We start from the raw sequence: 21,220 nt of genomic DNA on the forward strand, positions 1-21,220 counted from the left end.
CCTCCGGTCGTTGAGCGAGCGCAGCGAGTCGAAACGGGTCAGAGCTGGTGGCCGAGCTTGTACTCGCCGCGCTTCCACTCGGGCATCGACGCCTCGCCCTCGTCGCGGCGCGTGTACGAGAAGCCGTCGGCGCCGATCGTCACCGCCATCTCGGAGTCGTCGGTCCGGGCGACGACCGGCTGCGGGTTGCCGTCGAGGTCGAGGACGAGCGAGCCCTCGGTGTACCAGGACGGGACGACGGGATTCCCCCACCAGTCGCGGCGCTGGTTGTCGTGCACGTCCCACGTGACGACCGGGTTGTCGGGGTCGCCCGTGTAGTAGTCCTGCGTGTAGATCTCGACGCGGTGGCCGTCGGGGTCGCGCAGGTACAGGTAGAACGCGTTCGAGACGCCGTGGCGGCCGGGGCCGCGCTCGATGGCATCCGACCGGCGGAGCGCGCCGAGCTTGTCGCAGATCGCGAGGATGTTGTGCTTCTCGTGCGTCGCGAAGGCGACGTGGTGCATGCGCGGGCCGTCACCGCCGGTCGCGGCGGTGTCGTGGACGGTGGGCTTCCGCCGCATCCACGCGGCGTACACGGTGCCCGCCTCGTCCTGGATGTCCTCGGTCACACGGAACCCGAGGTCCTGGTAATGGCGGACCGCGCGCGGCACGTCGGGGGTGATCTGGTTGAAGTGATCGAGGCGGACGAGCTCGCCGGGAGTGTGGAGGTCGTAGCGCCAGCTGAGCCGCTCGACGTGGGTCGTCTCGAAGAAGAACTCGTACGGGAACCCGAGCGGGTCCTCGACGCGCACGGAGTCCCCGATGCCCTTCACGAATCCCTCGGCGCGGCGCTCGACGCGGCATCCGAGCTCCGTGTAAAAGGCGACGGCCCGGTCGAGGTCTTCGGCCGACCGCACGCGGTAGCTGAAGGCGGCGACGGCGGCGATGGGTCCGCGGCGGAGCACGAGGTTGTGGTGGATGAACTCCTCCGTCGAGCGCAGGTAGATGGCCTCGTCGTCCTCGGCGGTGACGTAGAGGCCCAGCACGTCGACGTAGAACCAGCGGGATGCCGCGAGGTCGGTGACGACGAGCTCCATGTAGGCGCAGCGCAGGATGTCGGGCGGGAGCGCCGTCGGCGTCGCGATCGGGTTGTCGGAGTGGATCGGGGCCTCCTGGCTCACGAAGTAGCCCGAGGAGGTGGGGGTGAGGGTGTCACGGTGGGTCATGTCGCGTCCTTGCGTCGGGTGGGTCGTTGCGGATCGTCGTGTTCCGCGAGACCGCGCGAATGTCACGTTTCGGGGCCCAAAAGCGTACATACGCGCGGTCTCGCGGCGGGTTCAGGCCTTGCCGAAGGTGGGGTTGTGGGGTTCGGAGGCGAGCGTGATGTGCACGGCCTGCTGATCGGTGTAGACGTCGATCGAGCGGTAGCCGCCCTCGTGCCCGAGGCCCGACGCCTTCACGCCGCCGAACGGGGTGCGCAGGTCACGCACGTTGTTGGAGTTGAGCCAGACCATGCCGGCCTCGAGCGACTGCGCGAAGGTGTGTGCGCGCTTCAGGTCGTTCGTCCAGACATACGCGGCGAGCCCGTACTTCGTGTCGTTCGAGAGGGCGAGCGCGTCCTCTTCCGTGTCGAACGGGGTGATCGCGACGACCGGGCCGAAGATCTCCTCCTGGAAGATCCGGGCGTCAGGGGAGACGTCGGCGAAGGCCGTCGGGGCGACGAAGTTGCCGAATTCGAATCCCTCGGGCTGCCCGCCGCCGGCGACGAGGCGGCCCTCGGTCTTGCCGATCTCGACGTAGCTCATCACCTTCGCGAAGTGCTCGGGGTGCACGAGCGCGCCGACCTCGGTGGCCGGGTCGTGCGGGTAGCCGACCTTCACGCGCTTCGCCTGCGCGGCGTAGCGCTCGACGAACTCGTCGTAGATCGAGCGCTGCACGAGGATGCGCGAACCCGCGGTGCAGCGCTCGCCGTTGAGCGAGAAGACCCCGAAGATCGTCGCGTCGATCCCTCGTCGCCCCGCACCCGCGCGACGTCGTCCGCGAGCGCCTCCGCCACCAGGCGCGCGTCGCCGCGGATGAACCCGCCCACGTGCGGGTGCGTCGCCGCCGGCGCGATGTCGACCTGCACGACGCGGGTGCCGGGCGAGAACAGCGCGCCGAAACGCATGGTGAACTGGTTCAGTCCCGCACCGAAGACGACCGCGACGTCGGCCTCGCCGATGAGCTCCATCGCGCCCTCGGCGCCGAATCCGCCCGTGACACCGAGGTCGTACTCGCCACGCGGGAAGATCCCGCGCCCGAGGGCGGTGGTCGCGGTGAGAGCCCCCGTCGCGTCGGCGAGCCGGCCGAGCACGTCGCCGGCGCCGGCGAGGAACGCCCCGCGTCCGGCCAACAGCACGGGACGCTCGGCCCCCGCGAGGGCGCGGGCGAGGTCCGCGATCGCGGCCTGCGTGAACGGTGAGGTCGGGGCGAGAGGCGCGGGCAGCCGCGGCGCGGGCGCTTCGGGCACGGGTCCCGCGTCGACCTTCGCGACGTCGTACGGGATCGCGAGCACGGTCGGGACACGGTAGGCGAGGGCATGCTCGACGGCGATGACCGTCGTGGCCGCGGCATCCGCCCGCCCGACCGTATAGGTGCGCGCGCCGACGGCGGCGGCGAGGGCGATCTGGTCGACGTCCCAGGGGCGTGGCCCGGAGGTCGGTTCGTCGCCGACGACGAGGATGAGCGGCACGTGCGCCTGCACCGCCTCGGCGAGGGCCGTCAGGGTGTTGGTGAACCCCGCGCCGTAGGTCGCCGTCGCCGCCGCGAGACCGCCGCCGGCGCGGAAGTGCGCGTCGGCCGCGACGACGCCGCCGGCCTCGTGGCGCATAGCGGTGTAGTGGACGTTCTCACCGCGCACGAGCGCGTCGAGGAAGTGGACATTGCCGTTGCCCATGACCCCGAAGACGTGGTCGATGTGGCGGGCGAGGGTCTGGGCGACGTGCGCGGAGACGGTGGGCATGGAAGCTCCTGAGACGAAGAGCGGTGAAGGATGCCGTATATGTCTCGCGTGCCCCTTTTTCGAGCACCGGGCGCGTCGTCGCGTCCGGACAGTCACGAGTATAGGGGCGCCGGGCGACTGCGGTGCCCGGCGCCCTCCGCGCACGCGCGTCAGGCGTTGCGCTTGACGACGTTCATCAACCAGGCGATCACGGCGACGATCAGGATGACGATGCCGATCCAGAGGAGGAACTGCGCCGCCTGGACGAAGACGCCGAGAAGGATGAGGACGATGCCGACGATGATGAGGATGAGTGCGAGGGTCATGGGTCGAGTCTCCCGCGCCGGGTCGTCCCATGCGTAAGGCTTGACAGCCCGCCCCGCGTCTGTCAACCCCCTGCGTGGCGCCCAGCCGATCCGGTTCAGTAGAGGCACACGGAACCAGTACGCATCCAGAGGGACACGCACCATGAAGGACATCCTGATCGAGGGCCACCGCATCCTGACGACGGACGAGATCGCCGATGCCGTGCTGTCCTATGCCCGGGCCTTGCGTGAGCGCGGCGGCACCGACATCGTCGAGTTCCCGAGCTTCCACGAAGGAAACGCCGCGCTGTGCTCGCTGCTGCTGGGCGGATCGGGGATCATGGCGGTCGTGGACGCGCCGCTGGAGCTGGCTGCCCCCGTCGGCGGAGCCGACCTCGCCCTCGATGAGATCACCCGCCGCGTCGACGCATTACGGTAGAGGCGTGGGCAGGTTCAATTACGACGGCAGCGTGAAGGTCGACTTCGACGACCGCGTGCTGGCGCACCTCCAGGTCGTCATCACCCAGAAGCTCCGCCGCGGCGAACCCTTCCCGTTCACGTGGCGCAACGACGCGAGCCTCGGCGACGGCCGCACCACCGTGTGGCTCCACCCGAACGCCTCACTCGTGTACAAGTACCACGGCAGCCGTCAGCCGGCCCTCAACCGGGCGTGGCTGGAGGCTCTGACGCATGCCGCCAACTCAACGGCGGGTCTGTACATCGTGCCTGAGCCGGAGGGTTCCGTCGCCGGCGAGGTCATGACCGGCTGAGCCGGGTCAGTCCGAGACCTCCACGGTCTGCGGCGCGTCGTCCGCCGTGCCGTTCGTATCAATCTGCTCGGCCACCAGCTGGATGCCGCCGGACGAGTTCGCCGATTGGGCGAGGTCCTCGATCCACGCGCGGCTGAGCTCGGCCGGCTCGGGGTCGTCGAAGACGAAGCGCATCGGGATGGACGGGTGCAACCAGATCGTGCTGCGGCCGCGGGGCTCGCCGTCAGGGTGGCGCCACGACACCGTGAAGCTCTCACCGCGGCGGAGCTTCGTCGAGATCACGACCTTCAGATGCGCGAGCGCCCGGTCGTCGATGTGGATCGGCGTCGCCGACCCCCCGTAATAGATGGTTCCCACGGGAACGATTGTAAGTCGGATGCCGCTCTTCGTCGGCTATTCACAGCCGTGACCATGCCTCCGTCAGCACGCCGCGCAGGATCTGCTCGATCTCGTCGAACTCCGCCGGGCCGATCGTCAGCGGCGGCGCGAGCTGGATGACCGGGTCGCCGCGGTCGTCGGCGCGGCAGTAGAGCCCTGCCTCATACAGTGCCTGCGAGAGGAAGCCGCGCAGCAGCCGCTCGGACTCGTCCTCGTTGAAGGTCTCCCTCGTCGCCGTGTCTTTCACCAGTTCGATGCCGAAGAAGTACCCGTCGCCGCGGACGTCGCCGACGATCGGCAGATCCAGAAGCCTCTCGAGCGTCGAGCGGAAGACGGGGGAGTTCTCCCGCACGTTCTCGAGCAGCCCCTCCTCCTCGAACAGGTCGAGGTTCTCGAGGGCGACCGCCGCCGAGACGGGGTGACCGCCGAACGTGTAGCCGTGGGCGAAAGATGCCTGCCCGTGCGCGAACGGCTCGTAGATGCGGTCCGAGACGATCGTGCCGCCGAGCGGCGCGTACCCGCTCGTGACGGCCTTGGCGAACGTGATCATGTCGGGCTGGTAGCCGTAGGCATCCGCGCCGAAGTACGTGCCGAGCCGCCCGAACGCGCAGATGACCTCGTCGGAGACGAGGAGGACGTCGTGCCGGTCGCAGATCTCGCGGACCCGCTGGAAGTACCCGGGCGGGGGAGGGAAGCATCCGCCCGAGTTCTGCACCGGCTCGAGGAAGACGGCGGCGACGGTCTCGGGGCCTTCGAAGACGATCATCTCCTCGATGCGGTCGGCGGCCCAGACGCCGAACTCCTCCTCCGTGCCGCCGGCGAAGCCCGCCTCGGCGGCGCGATAGTAGTTGGTGTTCGGCACGCGGAAGCCGCCTGGGGTGACCGGCTCGAACATCGCCTTCATGCCCGGAAGGCCCGTGATCGCGAGCGCGCCCTGCGGGGTGCCGTGGTAGGCGATCGCGCGGGAGATCACCTTGTGCTTGAGGGGCTTGCCGACGAGCTTGAAGTACTGCTTCGCGAGCTTGAACGCCGTCTCGACGGCCTCGCCGCCGCCGGTCGAGAAGAAGACGTGGTTGAGGTCGCCCGGAGCGAGCGACCCGATCCGGTCGGCGAGCTCGATCGCGGCGGGGTGCGCGTAGGACCACAGCGGGAAGAAGGCGAGGGTCTCGGCCTGGTTCGCGGCGGCCTGGGCGAGGCGCTGACGCCCATGCCCCGCGTTGACGACGAACAGCCCCGCGAGACCGTCGAAGTACTTCTTGCCCTGCGCGTCCCAGATGTGGTGTCCGTCGCCCTTGACGATGATCGGGACCCCGGGCCCCTCGGTCATGACGGACTGGCGGGCGAAGTGCATCCACAGGTGGTCGCGCGCCATCTGCTGCAGTTCCGGTTCGGTGCGGGTCACGGCATCCTCCGATCGACGTGACCCCACGCTACTGCGGGGCGGTGACGTCGTGGGGTGTGACGGGCGGAACTTCAGCCGTCGATGCGGGAGTGGTCTCCGAGTCGGTGCCAGGAGCGGTTGTGGTAGACGAGGGCGTCGCCGTGCTCTCCGGCGGCGACGTCGCGGGAGACGTCGGCCTGCAGAGCGTGCGCGGCGATGACGGTGGAGGTGCCGGCATCCATGCGTCCGATCACGGCGCAGCGCGCCCACGCGCGCACGCCGTCGTACACGGGCTCGCCGGTGACCAGGCGTGACCAGCGGTGCGTCTGCGCGAACCGGTCGACACCGCTTGTCGCACCGAGCCGCGCGAGGTCGATGTCGTGCGCGTCGAGGAGGTGCACGACGACCGTCTCGGCGCGCGAGAGAACGTCGGATGCCGACGACAGCGACGACACCGAGAAGATGAGGAGCGGCGGTTCGGCGCTGACGCTCGAGACGCTCGTCGCGGTGAGCGCGACCGGGCCGTCGCCGGCATCCGCCGTGACGACGGCGACGCCGCCGGGGTGTCCGCGGAAGAGCGTCTTGAATTCGTCGGGGGACAGCGACGACGAGAATTCGTGCGTGGGGGCGTCCGCGGAGGAGAACGGCGCAGCGGACGGGAACGGCGCGGCGGAGGGATCGGGGGCGTGGGGCGTGCTCATGACAGTCGAGTCAACCGCGCGGGGTGCCGTCTTATGCCCGACTGTGTGCATGTGTGACCCTGCGTGACGGAATGTGACGACGCTGTGTCGCCGTGTTGCGGCGCTTCTGTCGCGTGCGCCGCGCGCTCGGAACCATGGGGTCATGTCCTCTCCGCTGGTGAGCGCGCCCGAACTGGCCGCCGAGATCGCGCACGGTGCGCGCCCTCGGCTGCTCGACGTGCGCTGGCGACTCGACCGACCCGAGGGCCGTCCGGACTACCTCGAGGGACACCTTCCGGGGGCCGTGTACGTCGACCTCGAGCGGGAGCTCGCCGCCCCCGGGCACCCGGAGGCGGGCCGCCATCCGCTGCCGACGGATGCCGATCTCCACGAGGCCGTGCGCCGGTGGGGTGTCAACGTCGGCGATCGTGTCGTCGTCTACGACGACAACGAGGGCGTTCCCGCCGCTCGGGCGTGGTGGCTTCTGCGGCGCAACGGCATCGACGTGCGTCTGCTCGACGGCGGGTTGCGCGCGTGGTTCCGGCACGGGCTGCGGCTGGAGCGCGGCGACACCGCGGTGCGTCGGGGCACGTGGAGCGGAGAGTCCGACTACCGCGACGCGGTCGCCGACATCGACGACGCGGCTCTCGCCCCCCACCACGGCGTGCTCGTCGACGTGCGCGCGCCGCAGCACTATCGCGGGGCGGTCGCCGGGCTCGACCCCGCCGCCGGCCACATCCCCGGCGCCGTGAACATCCCGACCGTCACGCACATCGGGCCGGACGGGCTGCTGCGCGGCCCGTCCGAGATCCGCGCGACCCTCGCGGTGCACGGCATCGTGCCCGGCACGCGCGTGGTGCTCTCGTGCGCGTCCGGCATCCCCTCGATGCACTCCGCGCTCGCCTTCGAGACCGCCGGGGTCACCGCGCGCGTCTTCGTGGGGTCGTGGAGCCTCTGGTCGCGGAGCGCAGGGCGCCCGATCGCGATCGGCGCGAGCCCGTTCGACGTGGTGGTCGCCGGGTACTGAGCGCGCACGGGCGGCACCGCGGCGTCACACGGCGAAACGTTGGTACACGCGGCGAAACGGTCCGCGCGCCAGAGGCATCCCGCCGGGCAGTATTCCCGGAGCGCCGCTCGCAACCCGCGAAGCGCCCGACGTCACAGGAGGACCCATGACTCGCCACATCGTGTTCGGAGCGATTCTCACCGGCACCGGAGGCCCCGGCGAGCACAACCGCTGGCTCGATCCCGAGATTCCGGGAGACGCGAGCGTGGACATCGATTGGTACATCGCGCAGGCACAGCTCGCCGAGAGCGCCGCGCTCGACCTCGTCTTCATCGTCGACAGCCAGTTCATCACCCCCGACTCGCCCCCGCACTACCTCAGCCGGCTCGAGCCTCTCACCCTCCTGTCCGCCCTCGCGGCACGCACGAAGCGGATCGGCCTCGTCGGCACGGCGACCACGTCCTACAACGCGCCCTACAACCTCGCGCGCCGCTTCTCCTCGCTCGATCACATCAGCCGCGGGCGCGCGGGATGGAACGTCGTCACGAGCGGCGACGGGGGGACGGCGGGGAACTACGGGCTCGACGAGCACTACGACTACGCCACCCGGTACTCGCGCGCCGCCGAGCACATCGAGGTCGCGCGCAAGCTCTGGGATTCGTACGAGGACGACGCCTTCCCGCGCGACCGCGAGAGCGGCCGCTTCCTCGACCCGGCGCGACTGCACCGGACCGATCACCGCGGCGAGCACTTCTCGATCGTGGGCCCGCTCAACATCGAGCGCTCGCCGCAGGGTCATCCCGTCGTGTTCCAGGCCGGCGATTCGGCGCCCGGGCGCGACCTCGGCGCGCGCCACGCCGACGGAATCTTTACGCATGCGTCGACGATCGCCGCGAACCAGGAGTTCGCCCGCGACATCCGCACGCGCGCGGCGGCGTTCGGGCGCGATCCGGAGAGCATCCTCATCCTCCCCGGCGCGCGGATCGTCGTCGGCGACACCGACGAGCAGGCGCGCGAGATCGAACTCGCTCAGCACCGCCTCTCGAACACGTTCGAGCAGGCCCTCGCCGAGCTTGGCCGCCCGTTCGGCTGGCACGACTTCCGGCAATACGACCTCGACGCGCCCTTCCCCGCCGAGACGCTCGCCTTCGCCGAGCGCAGCTTCAAGACCCAGGCGGCGCAGATCGTCGATCGTGCCGTCTCCGAGGCGCTGACCCTGCGACAGGTCGTGGAGCAGCTGTCGCAACCGCGACGTTCGCCGTTCGTCGGCTCGGCCGAGACCGTGGCGAACGTCCTCGAGGAGTGGTTCCGCGCGGGCGCCGCCGACGGCTTCAACATCTATGTGTCGGCGCCGAGCCAGTTCCGCCGCTTCCTCGACGAGGTGCTGCCGATCCTCCGCAGCCGCGGGCTGGCGCGCGACGGCTATGAGGGCACCACGCTCCGAGAGCACCTCGGACTCGTCCGTCCGGAGAACGTCCACACCGCACGACGGGGCACGGAGCCGCTCGGCGTTCCCGCGCTGCTGGATGCCTGAGCAGGCTCGCCGCCCATGACCGTCCGGAGCATCGCGGCATCCGTCATCCGCCCCGTCGCCGTCTTCGTCCCCGTCTTCCTCCTCGCCACCTTCCTCACGTATCTCCTGCGCGACCTGTCGGGGGTGAGCCCGGCGCACCTGCAGCTCGGCGAGAACGCGACGCCCGAGCTGGTCGCGCAGATCGAGAAGGACTGGGGTCTCGACAGGCCGTTCTTCGCGCAGTACGCCGACTGGATGGGCGGGGTGCTGCGCGGCGACCTGGGCAACAGCTGGTGGAACGGCACCGAGATCTCCCGCATCCTGTTCGACAAAGCGCTCGTGAGCCTGTCGGTCGCGGGGCTCGCCCTCGTCATCGGAATCGTCGTCGGAGCGATCCTCGGACTGATCGCGGCCCTCCGCCGTGGCGGCGTCGTCGACCGCGGCATCACGGTCGTCACGACGGCGTTGTCGGTCATGCCCCCTTTCGTCGTCGGAGTCGCGCTGGTCGCGGTGTTCGCCGTCGGGCTGCGCTGGTTCCCGTCTGCCGGGTACGTCTCTCCGGCCGAGGGGGGTGTCGGTCTCTGGCTCTGGTACATCACGCTCCCCGCTGTCGCGCTGAGCTTCGACACCGTCGCCGACGTCGCCCGACAACTGCGCACGGGACTCACCTCCGCGCTCGACGAGAACTACATCGTGGGGGCGCGCGTGCGGGGGCTGAGCCCGCAGCGCGTCTTCTTCGGACACGCGCTCCGCGGCGGCGCCGGACCGGCCGTCGCCGTGCTCGGCATGAAATTCCCGGCTCTGCTCGGCGGGGCGATCGTCACCGAGGCGATCTTCGGGCTCTCCGGCTACGGGCAGTTCGCCGCAGACTCCGCGCTTCGCGGCGACGTGCCGGCCGTGCAGGGAGCGCTCGTCGTCTCGATCGTGCTCGTCGTGGTGTTCAATCTGCTCGTCAACATCGTGCTGGCCCGGCTCTCGCCCGCCGCCGGCCGGGGAGTGTGAGCCGCCGTGCCCGACCTCCTGAGGATCCGCACCGGCCTCGTTGCCGCCATCCTCCTCGCCGTCATCGTCGCACTGGCCGTGTTCGGGCCGCTCCTCGCCTCGTTCGACCCGCTGCAGGGGAGCGACGACATCCTCGCCGGGCCCTCCGCGGCGCACCTGCTCGGCACCGACTACCTCGGGCGTGACGTGCTGTCACGCCTCCTTCACGGGGCCCCGCTCAGCGTCTTCGGCACGGCGCTCCTCGGGGTGATCGCTCTCGTCGTCGGCGCGGTCCCCGGCATCCTCTCGGTCTTCCTGGGGCGCTCCTTCGAGTGGGTGTCGCTGCGCGTCGTCGACACACTCATCTCCCTGCCGTTCCTCGTCTTCGCCGTCGCGGTCACGGCGCTTCTCGGCAACGGACTTCTGCAGGCGCTCGTCGCTGTCGGGGTGCTCATCTCGCCCCTCTTCTTCCGCGTCGCCCGCGCCGCGACGCTCCAGGTCTTCGGCTCGCAGTACGTGGAGTCGGCCGTGCTGTCGGGCGCGACCACGGGGTTCATCGTCCGCCATCACGTCGTGAAGAAGGTGCTCCCCGTCATCGGCGTCGCCCTCGCGGGGGCGCTCGGGGCCGGTCTCGTCGTCGTCGCGAGCCTCAGCTTCCTCGGCATCGGCGTGCAGCCGCCGACGCCGACGTGGGGCGGCGACCTCGCCGCCGACCTCCGCTATCTGCCACTGAAGCCGTTCGCGCCCGTCTTCCCCGCGGTGCTCATCATGGCGACGGTGCTGAGCCTCAACCTGCTCGCCGACGCCCTGCGCGATGTCTCGGGCCAGAGCGGGCGTGCGCTGCTGGCGCGCGCGAGCCGCTCGGCCGGGGCTCGGCCGCCGCGCGCCGCGCGCGATCACGACAGACGCGATCCCGAGAAGCAGGAGGTCCTCCTATGACCACGACCGAACAGACCGGTGTCGTCTCGATCGACGGACTCACCATCGTCTCCTCGCTGACGGGTGAGACCCTCGTCGACGACGTCACGCTCGCACTTCGCCGCGGGGGCGTGACCGGGATCGTCGGGGAGTCGGGGAGCGGCAAGACGCTCACGTGCCGATCGATGCTCGGCGTTCTCCCTGACGGTGTCGAGATCGCGGCGGGGCGGATCGTCGTCGACGGACAGGACGTGACGGGCTTCCGGGAGCGGGAGTGGTCGCGCCTGCGCGGCGGGGTGATCTCCGCCGTGTTCCAGGATCCGGGGTCGTACCTGCATCCCTCCCTCACCATCGGTGCGCAGCTGCGCGAGGTGCTGCGCGTGAAGCGCGGGCTGCGACGGCGGGCGGCTCGGGTCGAGAGTGCGCGCCTGCTCGACGCGGTGCGCCTCGGCGACACGGGCCGCGTCGCACGCTCCTACCCGCACGAACTGTCCGGCGGCATGCTGCAGCGCGTGCTCATCGCGATCGCGATCGCCCTCGAACCGCGTGTGCTGATCGCGGATGAGGCCACCACCGCGCTCGATGTGACGGTGCAGGCCGAGATCCTGGACCTGCTCACCGACCTGCGCGAGAGGATCGGACTGACCCTCCTCGTCGTCTCGCACGATCTGTCGGTCATCGCCCAGCTGTGCGACGAGGTCGTCGTGCTGCGCGACGGTCGGGTGGTCGAGGCAGGACGCACCGCGCAGGTGATCGGTGCGCCGAGGCATCCGTACACCCGCCTGCTCATCGAGGAGCATGAGAAGTACGGTATCGAGCGTTTCGTCGCGCTCCCGGCGTCGGAGCCCGATGCTGCGGCGGTGACCCGTGTCGGCTGAGTCGGGCGCGTCTGTACCGGCGCTGCGTCTGCGTGGCGTCGAAGCCGTGCGGGGACGCGGACGACACCGCAGACGGGTCCTCCACGACGTGTCACTCGACGTCGCCGCCGGCGAGATCGTCGGGCTCGTGGGCGAGTCCGGATCCGGGAAGACGACCCTCGCGCGCACGGTGCTCGGACTCGTCCCCATCCGTGCGGGCGAGATCTTCGTCGACGGTGCGGCGGTGCACGGGCTCGCCGGGGCCCGGCGGCGGGCGTTCCGACGGTCGGGCGCTGTCCAGTACGTCTTCCAGGACCCGCTCCGAAGCTTCGACCCCGACCGCACGATCGGAGACTCGATCGCCGAACCGCTCACCGTGCGCGGCGGGCGTGAGCGTGCCGGGGCGGCGGATGCCGTGAGCGCGCGCCTCGTCGACGTCGAGCTCGACCCCGCGCTCGCGGGCCGCCTTCCGGGTGAGCTCTCCGGCGGGCAGCGGCAGCGTGCCGCCATTGCGCGCGCCCTCATCACCGACCCCGCCGTCATCGTCCTCGACGAGCCTGTCAGTGCGCTCGACGCCGCCAACCGGGTGAAGATCCTCGAGCTTCTCACGAGGCTCCGTGGACAGGGCGTGGCGCTCCTCTACATCTCGCACGATCTGGGATCGGTCGCGGGCGTCACCGATCGCACCGCCGTCCTCTACGACGGCACGATCGTGGAGACCGCCACGAGCGAGAGCGTCGTACGCCGCCCCGAGCACGCCTACACGCGGCTGCTCGTGGGTTCGGCGCCGACCCTCGCCGGGGCGGGCATGCCCCGCGCTGAACGCGAGCGCTTGCGCCGCGAACTCGCCGGCTGACCCGGTCAGCGCCCCCCGGTCGGCTGAACCCGCCCGGCACGCCGTTCGGTTCGCAGGACATTTGCTGCTCGCGGCACGATTCGAGGCGCGAAAAGCCCCCGCATGGACAGAATCTCCTGCGAACCGAACACGAAGCGGCGAGCCGAACACGCAACGGCGGCGACTCCCGAGGGAGCCGCCGCCGCCGCATGTTTGGGGTCAGTCGTCGGACGTGATCCGCACGCCCTTCCAGCCGAGTCGGCCCTCGATGTGCTCGTCGCTGTCGGAGATCGACGGGTCCTTCGCCCAGATATACGTGCCCGTCGCCAGCGCGACCGTCGAGCCGTTGCGGTAGCCCGCGGCGGCGGCCTGCGTGAGCGCCTCGCCGTACGCCTCGGTGTCGTCCGTCGGTGTGGCGCGGACCTTGGCGAGCGCCTCGGCGAACTCCGGCGACGTATACGGCGAGCTCAGATTCAGCACGCCGCCGTCGGAGAAGTGCTCGGTGAGCGCTTGCACGTACGAGTCTCGGCCGACGTACCCGTAGAGCGCGAGAGCGTACTCCTTGCCGAAGTATCCCTTCGCCCAGTTCGGATCGATCTCGATGTCCACCGTGATGCCGACGGCGCCGAGCTGTGACTGGATGATCTCCGCATTCGGATCGGAAGCAGTAAAGGGATAGAGCGTGAGAGACAGGTCACCGGGCTCGTATCCGGCATCCTTCAGCAGCTGCTTCGCCTTCGCAGGGTCGTAGGCGTATTCGTCCTCGAGCGACGGGTCGTAGCCGAGGTGACCTTCGGGGAAGACCTGGTTCACGGCGTCCGCGTACCCGAGGTACCCCTTCTTCACGATCTCGTCGCGGTCGATCGCGTAGCGCACCGCTTCGACCACTCTCGGATCGGTGAACGGCTCCTTGTTGAGATTCAGACTGAGGAACGAGATCACCCAGTTCGTCTTCGGGTCGCGGATGACGTCGAAGCCGGCCGTCTCGGCCTGCTCGATGAGCGCGGGCGTGATCGTCGCGAAGTTGTACACGCCGGTCTGCAGCGACGACACGAGCGTCGACGGGTCGTTGCCGCCGTCTATCTCGATGCGGTCGATGTGGATCTCGTCCGCGTCCCAGTAGTCCGGGTTCTTCTCGAGGACGATCTTGTCTTCGGGGACGAGGGAGACGACCTTGAACGGCCCCGCACCCACCGGCAGGCTCGTATTGAGCGCCTGCGGATCCTTCTGCGCCGCCACCTTGCTCGTGATGAGACCGGCTCGGTTGCTCAGGAGGTACGGCAGTTGGTAGTCGACCGTCTTCAGATGGACGACGAAGGTGAGGTCGTCGATCACCTCGACGGTGTCGATGTTCTCGTAGGAGCCCGCCAGGGCGGAGTTCTCCTGCCTTTTGGCGCGCTCGATGAAGTACTTCACCGCCTCCGCGTCGACGGGGGAGTCGTCGTGGAAGGTGAGACCCTCGCGGAGAGTGAAGGTCACGGCGGTGCCCTCGTCGTTGTACTCCCAGGAGGTGGCGAGCGCGGGGTGGAGCTTGCCGTCCTCGCCCCGCGTGATGAGCGACTCGTAGATGGGTGTCATCGTCGTCGTCGCCCCGGTCGCCCCCGTGACGATCGGGTCCCAGTTCGTGTTGAGGGCGGCCACGCCCCACTTCACCACGGCGGGCGCGGCGTCGCCCTCTCCGCGGGGCGTGTTCGAACCGCATCCGCTCAGGGCGAGCGCGACGGCCGCCGCGGCGGCGACCGCGGCGGTCAGGGTGAGTCTTCTCATGAGGTCTCCGTGCAGGGTGGGAATCGGGTGCCAGGGGCAAGGACGCGCCAGTCCACCACGGCCCGGCGGCCGGACCCCGCGGATCGTTACGTCGCATTGCGCCGCGTGTCGTCCGCTTTCATCGGCGTCGGTGGAGTCCGCGCGCGAGCCCCAGACTCGGGACATCCAGACCCGTCGCCGCGAAAGAGCCGTCATGTCTCCCACACCTCCCCGTCGCCGCATCGGCGTCTTCGTCCTCCCCTCGGCACGGGGCGACGCGAGCGTACTCACCCGTCGGATCGTCCAGGCAGCCCGCGATGTGGAGAACGTCGGCTTCGACGCCTTCTGGCTCGCCGAGGGTCACTTCGGCACGATCGGCGTCTCGTCGGCGCTGACCGTGCTCGCCGGCGCCGCGGCCGCCACCGAGCGCATCGACCTCGGCACGGCCGTCGTTCCGATCGCCTTCGACAGTCCTCTGCGCCTCGCCGAGGTGGCTGCGAGCGTCCACGCCCTCAGCGGCGGACGGCTGCAGCTGGGGGTCGGGAAGGGCAACGGGCACGGGTTCTCCTCCCAGGCGTACCGCGCCTTCGGTCTTGACGAAACCGGCCGCGAGGAGCTCTACTGGGGGGCGCTCGCGGATCTGCGCACCCTCCTCACCTCGGGCGCGCGGGTCGACGGCGAGCGCGTCGCCCTGTACCCGCCGCCGGCCGATCTGGCGACGCGGCTGTGGCAGGCGACATCGGGGGAGGCGACCGCGGTCGCGGCGGCGCGTTCCGGCGACGGGCTCCAGCTGCATCGCGTCGTGCGCGCCGGCGACACCGGCACCGTGCAGCGCGCCCTCGTCGACGCGTACGTCACTGCCTACCCCGCGACCGCCGCCACGGCCCCGCGGATCGCCGTGTCGCGCGCCGTGTTCGTCGCGGCATCCCGAGGGGACGCCCTCGAGCGCATCGGCGCGATCCTCCGCGACGACCCTGGCGCGCTCCCGCTCGGCCAATCGGGACAGACGGCGCTCGATTACGTTTGCCTGTCCAACACTCACGTGGGTTCGCCCGCAGAGATCGCCGCGTCTCTCGGCGAGGACCCCACGGTGCGCGCCGCGACCGATCTGCTCCTCGCCCCTGTCCTTCCCCTCGCCGACGCGGGATTCGCCGACCAGCTCGTGGGCATCGCGGAGGCGAGCGACCACGGGCTGCGCGCCCCCGCGCTCGCGTCGACGCTGTGATCGACCGAGACGTTGCCCGCAACACCCCGCAACAAGGTGGCGCCATGCGGCGTCGCTCAGTGAAATGGATGCCATGACCTCCGCTCCGACGCTCCCGCCCGTCCTTCACGAACCGCCCGCCGGAACACGCGTACGCGGTGTCCTCGCCCTCATCGCCGGGGCGGGGGAAGGCGCCGACGTCTACGCCCGATTCGGCCGCCGCCTCGCTTTCGACGGGTATGTCGTCGGCGTCTTCAGCGGCGACGACACAGCGCGGACGCAGGCATGGCTGGTCGCGCAGGAGCCTGGGCCGCGTGTCCTCGTCGGGTCGGATCGCGGCGCTGCGATCGCTCTGACGGCTGCTGCGGGCGCGCGCGGCGCGGGCATCGACGGCGTCATCGTCGCCGGGCTTCCGATCGCGGGTCGGGACGACGCGTCGGCGTCGCCTGAGGAGCGCTCCGCCTGCCCTGTCCACCTCGGTGTGCTCGCGGCGCAAGACGCACCCGGTGACACTCGCAGCGCCGCCGCGATCCCCGGCGACCGTGCGCTCGCCGGTATCCGCGTACCCGTCCTCGCGATCCACGGCGGCGCCGACCCCATCGCGCCGGTCGGGACCGCCCGCGAAACGCTCGCCGCGGTGCCAGAGCTGGAGTTCGTCGAGACGGTCGATGGGCTCCACGACGCGCTCAACGACCAGAGCCACCGCTCCGTCGCCGCGACGATCGTGCTGTGGCTCGAGCGGCTGCGCGCCGGAAGTGTCGAGCAGCCGATCGTGCGCCACCCGCTCGTCGAGGCGGCCCGCGCGTGAGCGACGGCTTCGCGTCGCTCCAAGTGCATGAGGGGTACACCCCTGGCACGCCGCAGAACGCGGTCGCGACGCCGATCTACCAGACGACGGCGTACGAGTTCGCCTCGCTGCAGGATGCCGAGGACATCTTCGCGCTTCGCAAGGCCGGCAACCTCTACTCGCGCGCCTCGACCCCGACGCAGGTGGTGTTCGAGCAGCGCGTCGCCGCGCTCGAGAACGGGACGGCAGCGGTCGCCGTCGCGTCGGGGCAGGCCGCGGTCGCCGTCGCGCTCCTCGCGCTGGCCAAGGCGGGGGAGCACATCGTCGCCGCGCGCCAGCTCTACGGCGGCACGGTCGACCTCCTGCAGGACACGTTCGCCGACTGGGGCATCGCGGTCGACTTCGTCGATCAGGACGACCCGGATGCGTGGCGCAGCGCGATCCGCCCCGAGACGCGCGCCCTGTTCGCCGAGTCGGTGACGAACCCCACGGCGCAGGTGCTCGACGTCCGAACGGTCGCAGACATCGCGCATGCGGCGGGCGTGCCGCTCATCATCGACAACACCGTCGCGACGCCCTATCTGCAGCGACCGAAGGACTTCGGTGCCGACATCGTCGTGCATTCCGCGACGAAGTACCTCGGCGGGCACGGCACCTCCATGGGCGGTGTCGTCGTCGACCTCGGCACCTTCGACTTCGGTGCCGACCCGGGCCGTTGGCCGCAGCTGACCCGCCCCTACGCCCGCATCCCCGGTGTGACGCTCTGGGACCGGTTCGGTGCGGCGGGTCAGGCGCTCGCCGTCCTCATCCGCACGAAGTACGTCCACGACCTCGGCCCCTCGCTGTCGCCGTTCAACGCGTTCCAACTCCTTCAGGGCATCGAGACGCTCGACCTCCGCATCGCGAAGCACACCGCATCCGCGCTCGAGGTCGCCCGCTTCCTCGACGCGCACCCCGCGGTCTCGGCCGTGCATCACCCCGGCATCCCGGGGAATGCGTGGGCGGATGCCGCACGCACCTACCTCCCCAAGGGCGCGCCGGCCGTGTTCTCGTTCGACCTCGCCGCGACCGGCGATGCCGACGCCGACCGCGCGCGCGTGCACACGGTGGTCGACGGGCTCGGGCTCGTCAAGCTCGTCGCCAACATCGGCGATGCCCGGTCCCTCGTGAACCATCCGGCATCCATGACCCACAGCCACCTCACCGACGTGCAGCTGGCGGATGCCGGGATCTCCCCGACGACGATCCGCCTCTCGATCGGGCTGGAAGACCCGGCGGACATCATCGCCGATCTGGAACAGGCTCTCGGCCGTCTCTCCGCGCCCTCGAAAGGAACCTCATGACGATCGACCTCGGCTACTGGACTCCGGTCTACGGCGGCTTCCTCCGAAACGTCGGCGACGAGGAGGGGATGGCGGCGACGTGGGCGTCGATCCGCGATATCTCGATCACCGCCGACCGGCTGGGCTTCCACACGACGCTCGTGCCGGAGCTCTACCTCAACGACCGCAAAGGTCCCGAGGCGCCGAGCCTCGAAGCGTGGTCGCTGTCGGCCGCGATCCTCGCCGTCACCGACCGGCTGCGTGTCATGACGGCCGTGCGTCCCGGCTTCCACCTGCCGGCGGTCCTCGCCAAAACCGTGTCGACGCTCGACTCGATCGCGCCGGGGCGCGTCGCGCTCAACGTCGTCGCGGCCTGGTGGGCGGAGGAGGCGCGGCAGTTCGGCGGACGCTTCACCACCCACGACGCCCGCTACGTGCAGGCGGAGGAGTTCGTCGACGTGCTGCGCGGGCTGTGGGAGAGGACGCCGTTCGACTTCGCGGGTGAGTACTACACGCTCGAGGGGACCATCGTCGAGCCGAAGCCGTCGGCCGCACCCGTCGTCTTCGCGGGCGGCGAGAGCGACGCGGGGAAGGAGTCGATCGCACGGTTCGCCGATGCCTACGTCATGCACGGCGGAACGCTCGAGGAGGTGACGGCGAACGTCGCCGACATCACCGAGCGCTCGCTCCGCTGGACGGGACGACCGATGCGGGAGATCGGCATGCCCGCGTACGTCATCGTCCGCGACACCGAGGCCGAGGCGCAGCGCGAACTCGAGCGCATCACATCCGTCGACGAGTGTTCGCCCGGCTACGCGTCGTTCGAGCAGTTCCGGCAGAACTCCAACCTCTCGCTCGAGCTCACCAAGCGGGAGTACTCGGTCGGCACCCGCGGGCTGCGTCCGAACCTGGTCGGCACACCCGAACAGGTCGCCGAGCGGATCCGGGCGTACGGCGACGCGGGCATCACGCTGCTGCTCATCCAGTCCTCGCCGCTGCGCGAGGAGCTCGAGCGCATCGCCGAACAGGTGTTCCCGCTCGTGCCGCAGAGCTCCGCACCCTCGCTTCTGGGGGTCTGAGCGCAGCGGGTGAGGCCGGGGAGTGTTACGCCGAATGTGTAACACTCCCCGGCATCCTGGGTCGTGGGTTACTCTGGCGGGGTGTTCCTGACCTGTCGCTGTTGTCGCTGACGCCGAGGCGCGTACCCCGCGCCCGCGTTCTCCCGACGACCCCGACAGCCCGCCGCTGATCCCCGCGCATCGCGCGCCTCACCCCGCGGCCCCATCCACAGGACTCCTCATGCGCTACGTCTCGCACATCGCCGACCTCGTCGGCAACACGCCCCTCGTCCGCCTCGGGTCCGTCACCGACGGCATCCGCGCCACCGTTCTCGCGAAGGTCGAGTACTTCAACCCGGGCGGCTCGGCCAAAGACCGCATCGCGAGCCGGATCATCGATGCCGCGGAAGCATCCGGGGAGCTCCGCCCCGGCGGCACCATCGTCGAGCCGACGAGCGGCAACACCGGCGTGGGCCTCGCCCTCGTCGCGCTGCAGCGCGGGTACCGCATGGTCTTCGTCGTGCCCGACAAGTTCGAGGGTGAGAAGACGGCGGTTCTCCGCGCGTACGGCGCCGAGGTCGTCGTCGTGCCGACGAACGTGCCGCCTGAGCACCCCGAGTCGTACTACAGCGTCTCCGACCGCCTCGCGCGCGAGATCCCCGGAGCGTTCAAGCCCAACCAGTTCGCGAACCCGAACGGACCGCGCGCGCACGCGGAGACCACCGGCCCCGAGATCTGGCGCGACACCGATGGGCGGGTCACGCACCTCGTCGCGGGCATCGGCACGGGCGGCACGATCAGCGGCACGGGGCGCTTCCTCAAGGAGGCGACGGCGGGCGAGATCGTCGTCGTCGGTGCCGACCCCGAGGGTTCGATCTACTCGGGCGGCCCGATCCACTCCTACGCCGTCGAGGGCGTCGGCGAGGACTTCTACCCCGACACGTTCGATGCGTCGGTCGTGGACCGGTACGAGCGGGTGTCGGATGCCGAGAGCTTCGCGATGACCCGCCGCCTCGCCCGCGAGGAGGGCTTGCTCGTCGGCGGGTCGTCGGGCATGGCGGTCGTCGCGGCGCTCCGCGTCGCGCGGGGCCTCCCCGATGACGCGGTGGTCGTGGTGGTCCTCCCCGACCACGGCCGCGGCTACCTCACGAAGCTGTACGACGACGCGTGGCTCGAAGCCCGCGGCATCCCCCTCGCCTCCCCCCCACCCACCCCACCCACCGCACCCACCGCACCCTCCGCGGTCACCGCACCCTCCCTCCCGCGAGACCGCGTCTTCTCGACGAAACCCGGCGAGAACGCCGGTGGTCTCGTCGAGAACGCGCGGTCTCGCGGGGGCCGAGACGACCTGACAGGAGTCCGTTCATGACCACCCCCGCCGCCCGCGGCTTCGCGAGCCTCGCCGTCCACGCCGGGCAGGAGCCCGACGAGAGCACGGGAGCCGTCATCCCGCCTGTGCACTTCTCGACGACATATGCCCAGGACGGCATCGGTGGCCTCCGCCAGGGCTACGAGTACGGCCGCAGCGGCAACCCGACCCGCACGGCGCTGCAGGCGCAGCTCGCGGCCCTCGAAGGAGGAGCGCACGCGTTCTCGTTCGCCTCGGGCCTCGCAGCGGAAGACGCGCTGCTGCGCGCCGCGCTGCAGCCCGGCGACGAGGTGCTTCTCGGCAACGACGTCTACGGCGGGACCTACCGACTGCTCGCGCGCGTGCTCGGTCCGTGGGGCGTCGGACTTCGGACGGTCGCCATGAGCGACACGGATGCCGTGCGTGCGGCCGTCGCGGCGGCACCCCCGCGCCTCCTCTGGGTCGAGACGCCGTCGAACCCGCTCCTGCGCATCAGCGACATCGCCGCGCTCGCCGAGATCGGACGCGAGGCGGGCGCGCTCGTCGTCGTCGACAACACGTTCGCGACCCCGGCGCTGCAGCAGCCGCTCGCGCTCGGCGCCGACGTCGTCGTGCACTCGACGACCAAGTACCTCGGCGGACACTCCGACGTCGTCGGGGGAGCGGTCGTCCTGAACGACGACGCCCTCGCGGCCGAGGTCGGCTTCCTGCAGTTCGCCGTGGGCGGCGTATCCGGGCCGATGGATGCCTGGCTCACGACGCGCGGCATCAAGACCCTCGACGTGCGCATGCGCCGGCACAGCGAGAACGCGGCATCCGTCGCCGCATTCCTCGAGGGGCATGAACGTGTTGCGCGCGTTTACTACCCGGGGCTCGCGGCGCACCCGGGGCACGAGCTCGCGGCGCGCCAGATGTCGGGCTTCGGGGGCATCGTCTCGGTCGCGCTCGAGTCGGGCGAGGCCGCGCGCCGCTTCGCCGAGTCGACGCGCCTGTTCACCCTCGCCGAGTCGCTCGGCGGGGTCGAATCGCTCGTCAACTACCCCGACGCGATGACCCACGCCTCGGTGCGCGGCACCGACGCGGCGGTCCCCGTCGAGGTCGTGCGCCTGTCGGTCGGCATCGAGGACGAGGCCGACCTCCTCGCCGACCTGGAGCAGGCGCTCCAGGTCTGA

The 21,220-nt window shown here is 70.6% G+C and carries 20 protein-coding genes and 2 pseudogenes; 14 read left to right on the forward strand and 8 right to left on the reverse strand.

Features of this window, described 5'->3' with window-relative positions; translation table 11 throughout:
* Positions 1-38: 38 nt before the first annotated feature.
* The 4 genes and pseudogenes from hpaD to AC3ENQ_RS06030 form a co-directional block, all read right to left on the reverse strand.
* Positions 39-1,205: a 3,4-dihydroxyphenylacetate 2,3-dioxygenase gene (gene hpaD, locus AC3ENQ_RS06015; protein WP_431802689.1), complete on the reverse strand. Its 1,167-nt coding sequence runs from the start codon at positions 1,203-1,205 to the stop codon at positions 39-41.
* A 111-nt stretch (positions 1,206-1,316) separates the two neighbouring features.
* Positions 1,317-2,660: pseudogene (locus AC3ENQ_RS06020) on the reverse strand (aldehyde dehydrogenase family protein); the annotation flags it as partial.
* A gap of 20 nt (positions 2,661-2,680) precedes the next feature.
* A pseudogene (locus tag AC3ENQ_RS06025) lies at positions 2,681-2,980 on the reverse strand (thiamine pyrophosphate-binding protein); the annotation flags it as partial.
* A gap of 149 nt (positions 2,981-3,129) precedes the next feature.
* Positions 3,130-3,285 (reverse strand): hypothetical protein, encoded by a 156-nt coding sequence (locus AC3ENQ_RS06030; protein WP_431802691.1) that lies wholly within the window; start codon positions 3,283-3,285, stop codon positions 3,130-3,132.
* Positions 3,286-3,427: 142 nt separating this feature from the next.
* On the opposite strand from AC3ENQ_RS06030, the gene AC3ENQ_RS06035 reads away from it, so the two are divergent.
* Positions 3,428-3,703 carry a hypothetical protein gene (locus AC3ENQ_RS06035; RefSeq protein ID WP_431802692.1) on the forward strand — a complete coding sequence of 92 codons (276 nt, stop codon included), beginning with the start codon at positions 3,428-3,430 and terminating at the stop codon, positions 3,701-3,703.
* A 4-nt stretch (positions 3,704-3,707) separates the two neighbouring features.
* Positions 3,708-4,034, forward strand: a complete 327-nt coding sequence (locus tag AC3ENQ_RS06040; protein ID WP_431802694.1) for a DUF7882 family protein — start codon at positions 3,708-3,710, stop codon at positions 4,032-4,034.
* Positions 4,035-4,040: 6 nt separating this feature from the next.
* Here AC3ENQ_RS06040 and AC3ENQ_RS06045 read toward each other — a convergent pair whose 3' ends face one another.
* The 3 genes from AC3ENQ_RS06045 to AC3ENQ_RS06055 form a co-directional block, all read right to left on the reverse strand.
* Positions 4,041-4,391 (reverse strand): DUF7882 family protein, encoded by a 351-nt coding sequence (locus AC3ENQ_RS06045; protein WP_431802696.1) that lies wholly within the window; start codon positions 4,389-4,391, stop codon positions 4,041-4,043.
* A gap of 40 nt (positions 4,392-4,431) precedes the next feature.
* Complete coding sequence (locus tag AC3ENQ_RS06050) at positions 4,432-5,814, reverse strand: aspartate aminotransferase family protein (RefSeq protein ID WP_431802698.1); 1,383 nt, start codon at positions 5,812-5,814, stop codon at positions 4,432-4,434.
* A gap of 71 nt (positions 5,815-5,885) precedes the next feature.
* Positions 5,886-6,494: a flavin reductase family protein gene (locus AC3ENQ_RS06055; protein ID WP_431802700.1), complete on the reverse strand. Its 609-nt coding sequence runs from the start codon at positions 6,492-6,494 to the stop codon at positions 5,886-5,888.
* A 142-nt stretch (positions 6,495-6,636) separates the two neighbouring features.
* Here AC3ENQ_RS06055 and AC3ENQ_RS06060 point away from each other — a divergent pair, with 142 nt between their 5' ends.
* From AC3ENQ_RS06060 to AC3ENQ_RS06085, 6 genes are all read left to right on the forward strand, one after another.
* The gene (locus tag AC3ENQ_RS06060; protein ID WP_431802702.1) at positions 6,637-7,500 is read left to right on the forward strand and encodes a sulfurtransferase; all 864 of its coding nucleotides are present in this window, start codon (positions 6,637-6,639) and stop codon (positions 7,498-7,500) included.
* Positions 7,501-7,645: 145 nt separating this feature from the next.
* Positions 7,646-9,013 (forward strand): LLM class flavin-dependent oxidoreductase, encoded by a 1,368-nt coding sequence (locus tag AC3ENQ_RS06065; protein ID WP_431802704.1) that lies wholly within the window; start codon positions 7,646-7,648, stop codon positions 9,011-9,013.
* 15 nt (positions 9,014-9,028) lie between these two features.
* On the forward strand, positions 9,029-9,994 hold the full coding sequence (locus tag AC3ENQ_RS06070) for an ABC transporter permease (RefSeq protein ID WP_431802706.1): 966 nt from the start codon (positions 9,029-9,031) through the stop codon (positions 9,992-9,994).
* A 6-nt stretch (positions 9,995-10,000) separates the two neighbouring features.
* The gene (locus tag AC3ENQ_RS06075; RefSeq protein ID WP_431802708.1) at positions 10,001-10,912 is read left to right on the forward strand and encodes an ABC transporter permease; all 912 of its coding nucleotides are present in this window, start codon (positions 10,001-10,003) and stop codon (positions 10,910-10,912) included.
* Positions 10,909-11,769: an ABC transporter ATP-binding protein gene (locus tag AC3ENQ_RS06080; RefSeq protein ID WP_431802710.1), complete on the forward strand. Its 861-nt coding sequence runs from the start codon at positions 10,909-10,911 to the stop codon at positions 11,767-11,769. The genes AC3ENQ_RS06075 and AC3ENQ_RS06080 overlap by 4 nt, the downstream gene beginning before the upstream one ends.
* A gap of 88 nt (positions 11,770-11,857) precedes the next feature.
* A complete protein-coding gene (locus AC3ENQ_RS06085; protein WP_431802713.1) occupies positions 11,858-12,604 on the forward strand; it encodes an ABC transporter ATP-binding protein in 747 nt (248 codons plus the stop codon).
* A 198-nt stretch (positions 12,605-12,802) separates the two neighbouring features.
* Here the strand turns inward: AC3ENQ_RS06085 and AC3ENQ_RS06090 are convergent, their stop codons facing one another.
* Positions 12,803-14,350, reverse strand: a complete 1,548-nt coding sequence (locus AC3ENQ_RS06090; protein ID WP_431802715.1) for an ABC transporter substrate-binding protein — start codon at positions 14,348-14,350, stop codon at positions 12,803-12,805.
* A gap of 193 nt (positions 14,351-14,543) precedes the next feature.
* Between AC3ENQ_RS06090 and AC3ENQ_RS06095 the strand changes: the two genes are divergently transcribed.
* From AC3ENQ_RS06095 to AC3ENQ_RS06120, 6 genes are all read left to right on the forward strand, one after another.
* Complete coding sequence (locus AC3ENQ_RS06095) at positions 14,544-15,554, forward strand: LLM class flavin-dependent oxidoreductase (protein WP_431802717.1); 1,011 nt, start codon at positions 14,544-14,546, stop codon at positions 15,552-15,554.
* 73 nt (positions 15,555-15,627) lie between these two features.
* Positions 15,628-16,341 carry an alpha/beta hydrolase gene (locus AC3ENQ_RS06100; protein ID WP_431802719.1) on the forward strand — a complete coding sequence of 238 codons (714 nt, stop codon included), beginning with the start codon at positions 15,628-15,630 and terminating at the stop codon, positions 16,339-16,341.
* Positions 16,338-17,663: an O-acetylhomoserine aminocarboxypropyltransferase/cysteine synthase family protein gene (locus tag AC3ENQ_RS06105; protein ID WP_431802721.1), complete on the forward strand. Its 1,326-nt coding sequence runs from the start codon at positions 16,338-16,340 to the stop codon at positions 17,661-17,663. The genes AC3ENQ_RS06100 and AC3ENQ_RS06105 overlap by 4 nt, the downstream gene beginning before the upstream one ends.
* Complete coding sequence (locus AC3ENQ_RS06110; RefSeq protein ID WP_431802723.1) at positions 17,660-18,721, forward strand: LLM class flavin-dependent oxidoreductase; 1,062 nt, start codon at positions 17,660-17,662, stop codon at positions 18,719-18,721. The genes AC3ENQ_RS06105 and AC3ENQ_RS06110 overlap by 4 nt, the downstream gene beginning before the upstream one ends.
* Before the next feature lie 220 nt (positions 18,722-18,941).
* The gene (locus AC3ENQ_RS06115) at positions 18,942-20,069 is read left to right on the forward strand and encodes a pyridoxal-phosphate dependent enzyme (RefSeq protein WP_431802725.1); all 1,128 of its coding nucleotides are present in this window, start codon (positions 18,942-18,944) and stop codon (positions 20,067-20,069) included.
* Positions 20,066-21,220, forward strand: coding sequence for a cystathionine gamma-synthase (locus tag AC3ENQ_RS06120; protein ID WP_431802727.1), 1,155 nt, complete (start codon positions 20,066-20,068; stop codon positions 21,218-21,220). The genes AC3ENQ_RS06115 and AC3ENQ_RS06120 overlap by 4 nt, the downstream gene beginning before the upstream one ends.

Source organism: Microbacterium sp. bgisy203 (assembly GCF_057706945.1).

What these genes read in the sequence shown, in the direction of transcription:
- AC3ENQ_RS06070 (WP_431802706.1), top strand. Translation starts at nt 9,029, where the DNA reads ATGACCGTCCGGAGCATCGCGGCATCCGTCATCCGCCCCGTCGCCGTC.
- AC3ENQ_RS06090 (WP_431802715.1), bottom strand. Translation starts at nt 14,350, where the DNA reads ATGAGAAGACTCACCCTGACCGCCGCGGTCGCCGCCGCGGCGGCCGTC.
- AC3ENQ_RS06100 (WP_431802719.1), top strand. Translation starts at nt 15,628, where the DNA reads ATGACCTCCGCTCCGACGCTCCCGCCCGTCCTTCACGAACCGCCCGCC.
- AC3ENQ_RS06030 (WP_431802691.1), bottom strand. Translation starts at nt 3,285, where the DNA reads ATGACCCTCGCACTCATCCTCATCATCGTCGGCATCGTCCTCATCCTT.
- AC3ENQ_RS06035 (WP_431802692.1), top strand. Translation starts at nt 3,428, where the DNA reads ATGAAGGACATCCTGATCGAGGGCCACCGCATCCTGACGACGGACGAG.
- hpaD (WP_431802689.1), bottom strand. Translation starts at nt 1,205, where the DNA reads ATGACCCACCGTGACACCCTCACCCCCACCTCCTCGGGCTACTTCGTG.
- AC3ENQ_RS06115 (WP_431802725.1), top strand. Translation starts at nt 18,942, where the DNA reads ATGCGCTACGTCTCGCACATCGCCGACCTCGTCGGCAACACGCCCCTC.
- AC3ENQ_RS06095 (WP_431802717.1), top strand. Translation starts at nt 14,544, where the DNA reads ATGTCTCCCACACCTCCCCGTCGCCGCATCGGCGTCTTCGTCCTCCCC.
- AC3ENQ_RS06110 (WP_431802723.1), top strand. Translation starts at nt 17,660, where the DNA reads ATGACGATCGACCTCGGCTACTGGACTCCGGTCTACGGCGGCTTCCTC.
- AC3ENQ_RS06120 (WP_431802727.1), top strand. Translation starts at nt 20,066, where the DNA reads ATGACCACCCCCGCCGCCCGCGGCTTCGCGAGCCTCGCCGTCCACGCC.
- AC3ENQ_RS06055 (WP_431802700.1), bottom strand. Translation starts at nt 6,494, where the DNA reads ATGAGCACGCCCCACGCCCCCGATCCCTCCGCCGCGCCGTTCCCGTCC.
- AC3ENQ_RS06065 (WP_431802704.1), top strand. Translation starts at nt 7,646, where the DNA reads ATGACTCGCCACATCGTGTTCGGAGCGATTCTCACCGGCACCGGAGGC.
- AC3ENQ_RS06080 (WP_431802710.1), top strand. Translation starts at nt 10,909, where the DNA reads ATGACCACGACCGAACAGACCGGTGTCGTCTCGATCGACGGACTCACC.
- AC3ENQ_RS06060 (WP_431802702.1), top strand. Translation starts at nt 6,637, where the DNA reads ATGTCCTCTCCGCTGGTGAGCGCGCCCGAACTGGCCGCCGAGATCGCG.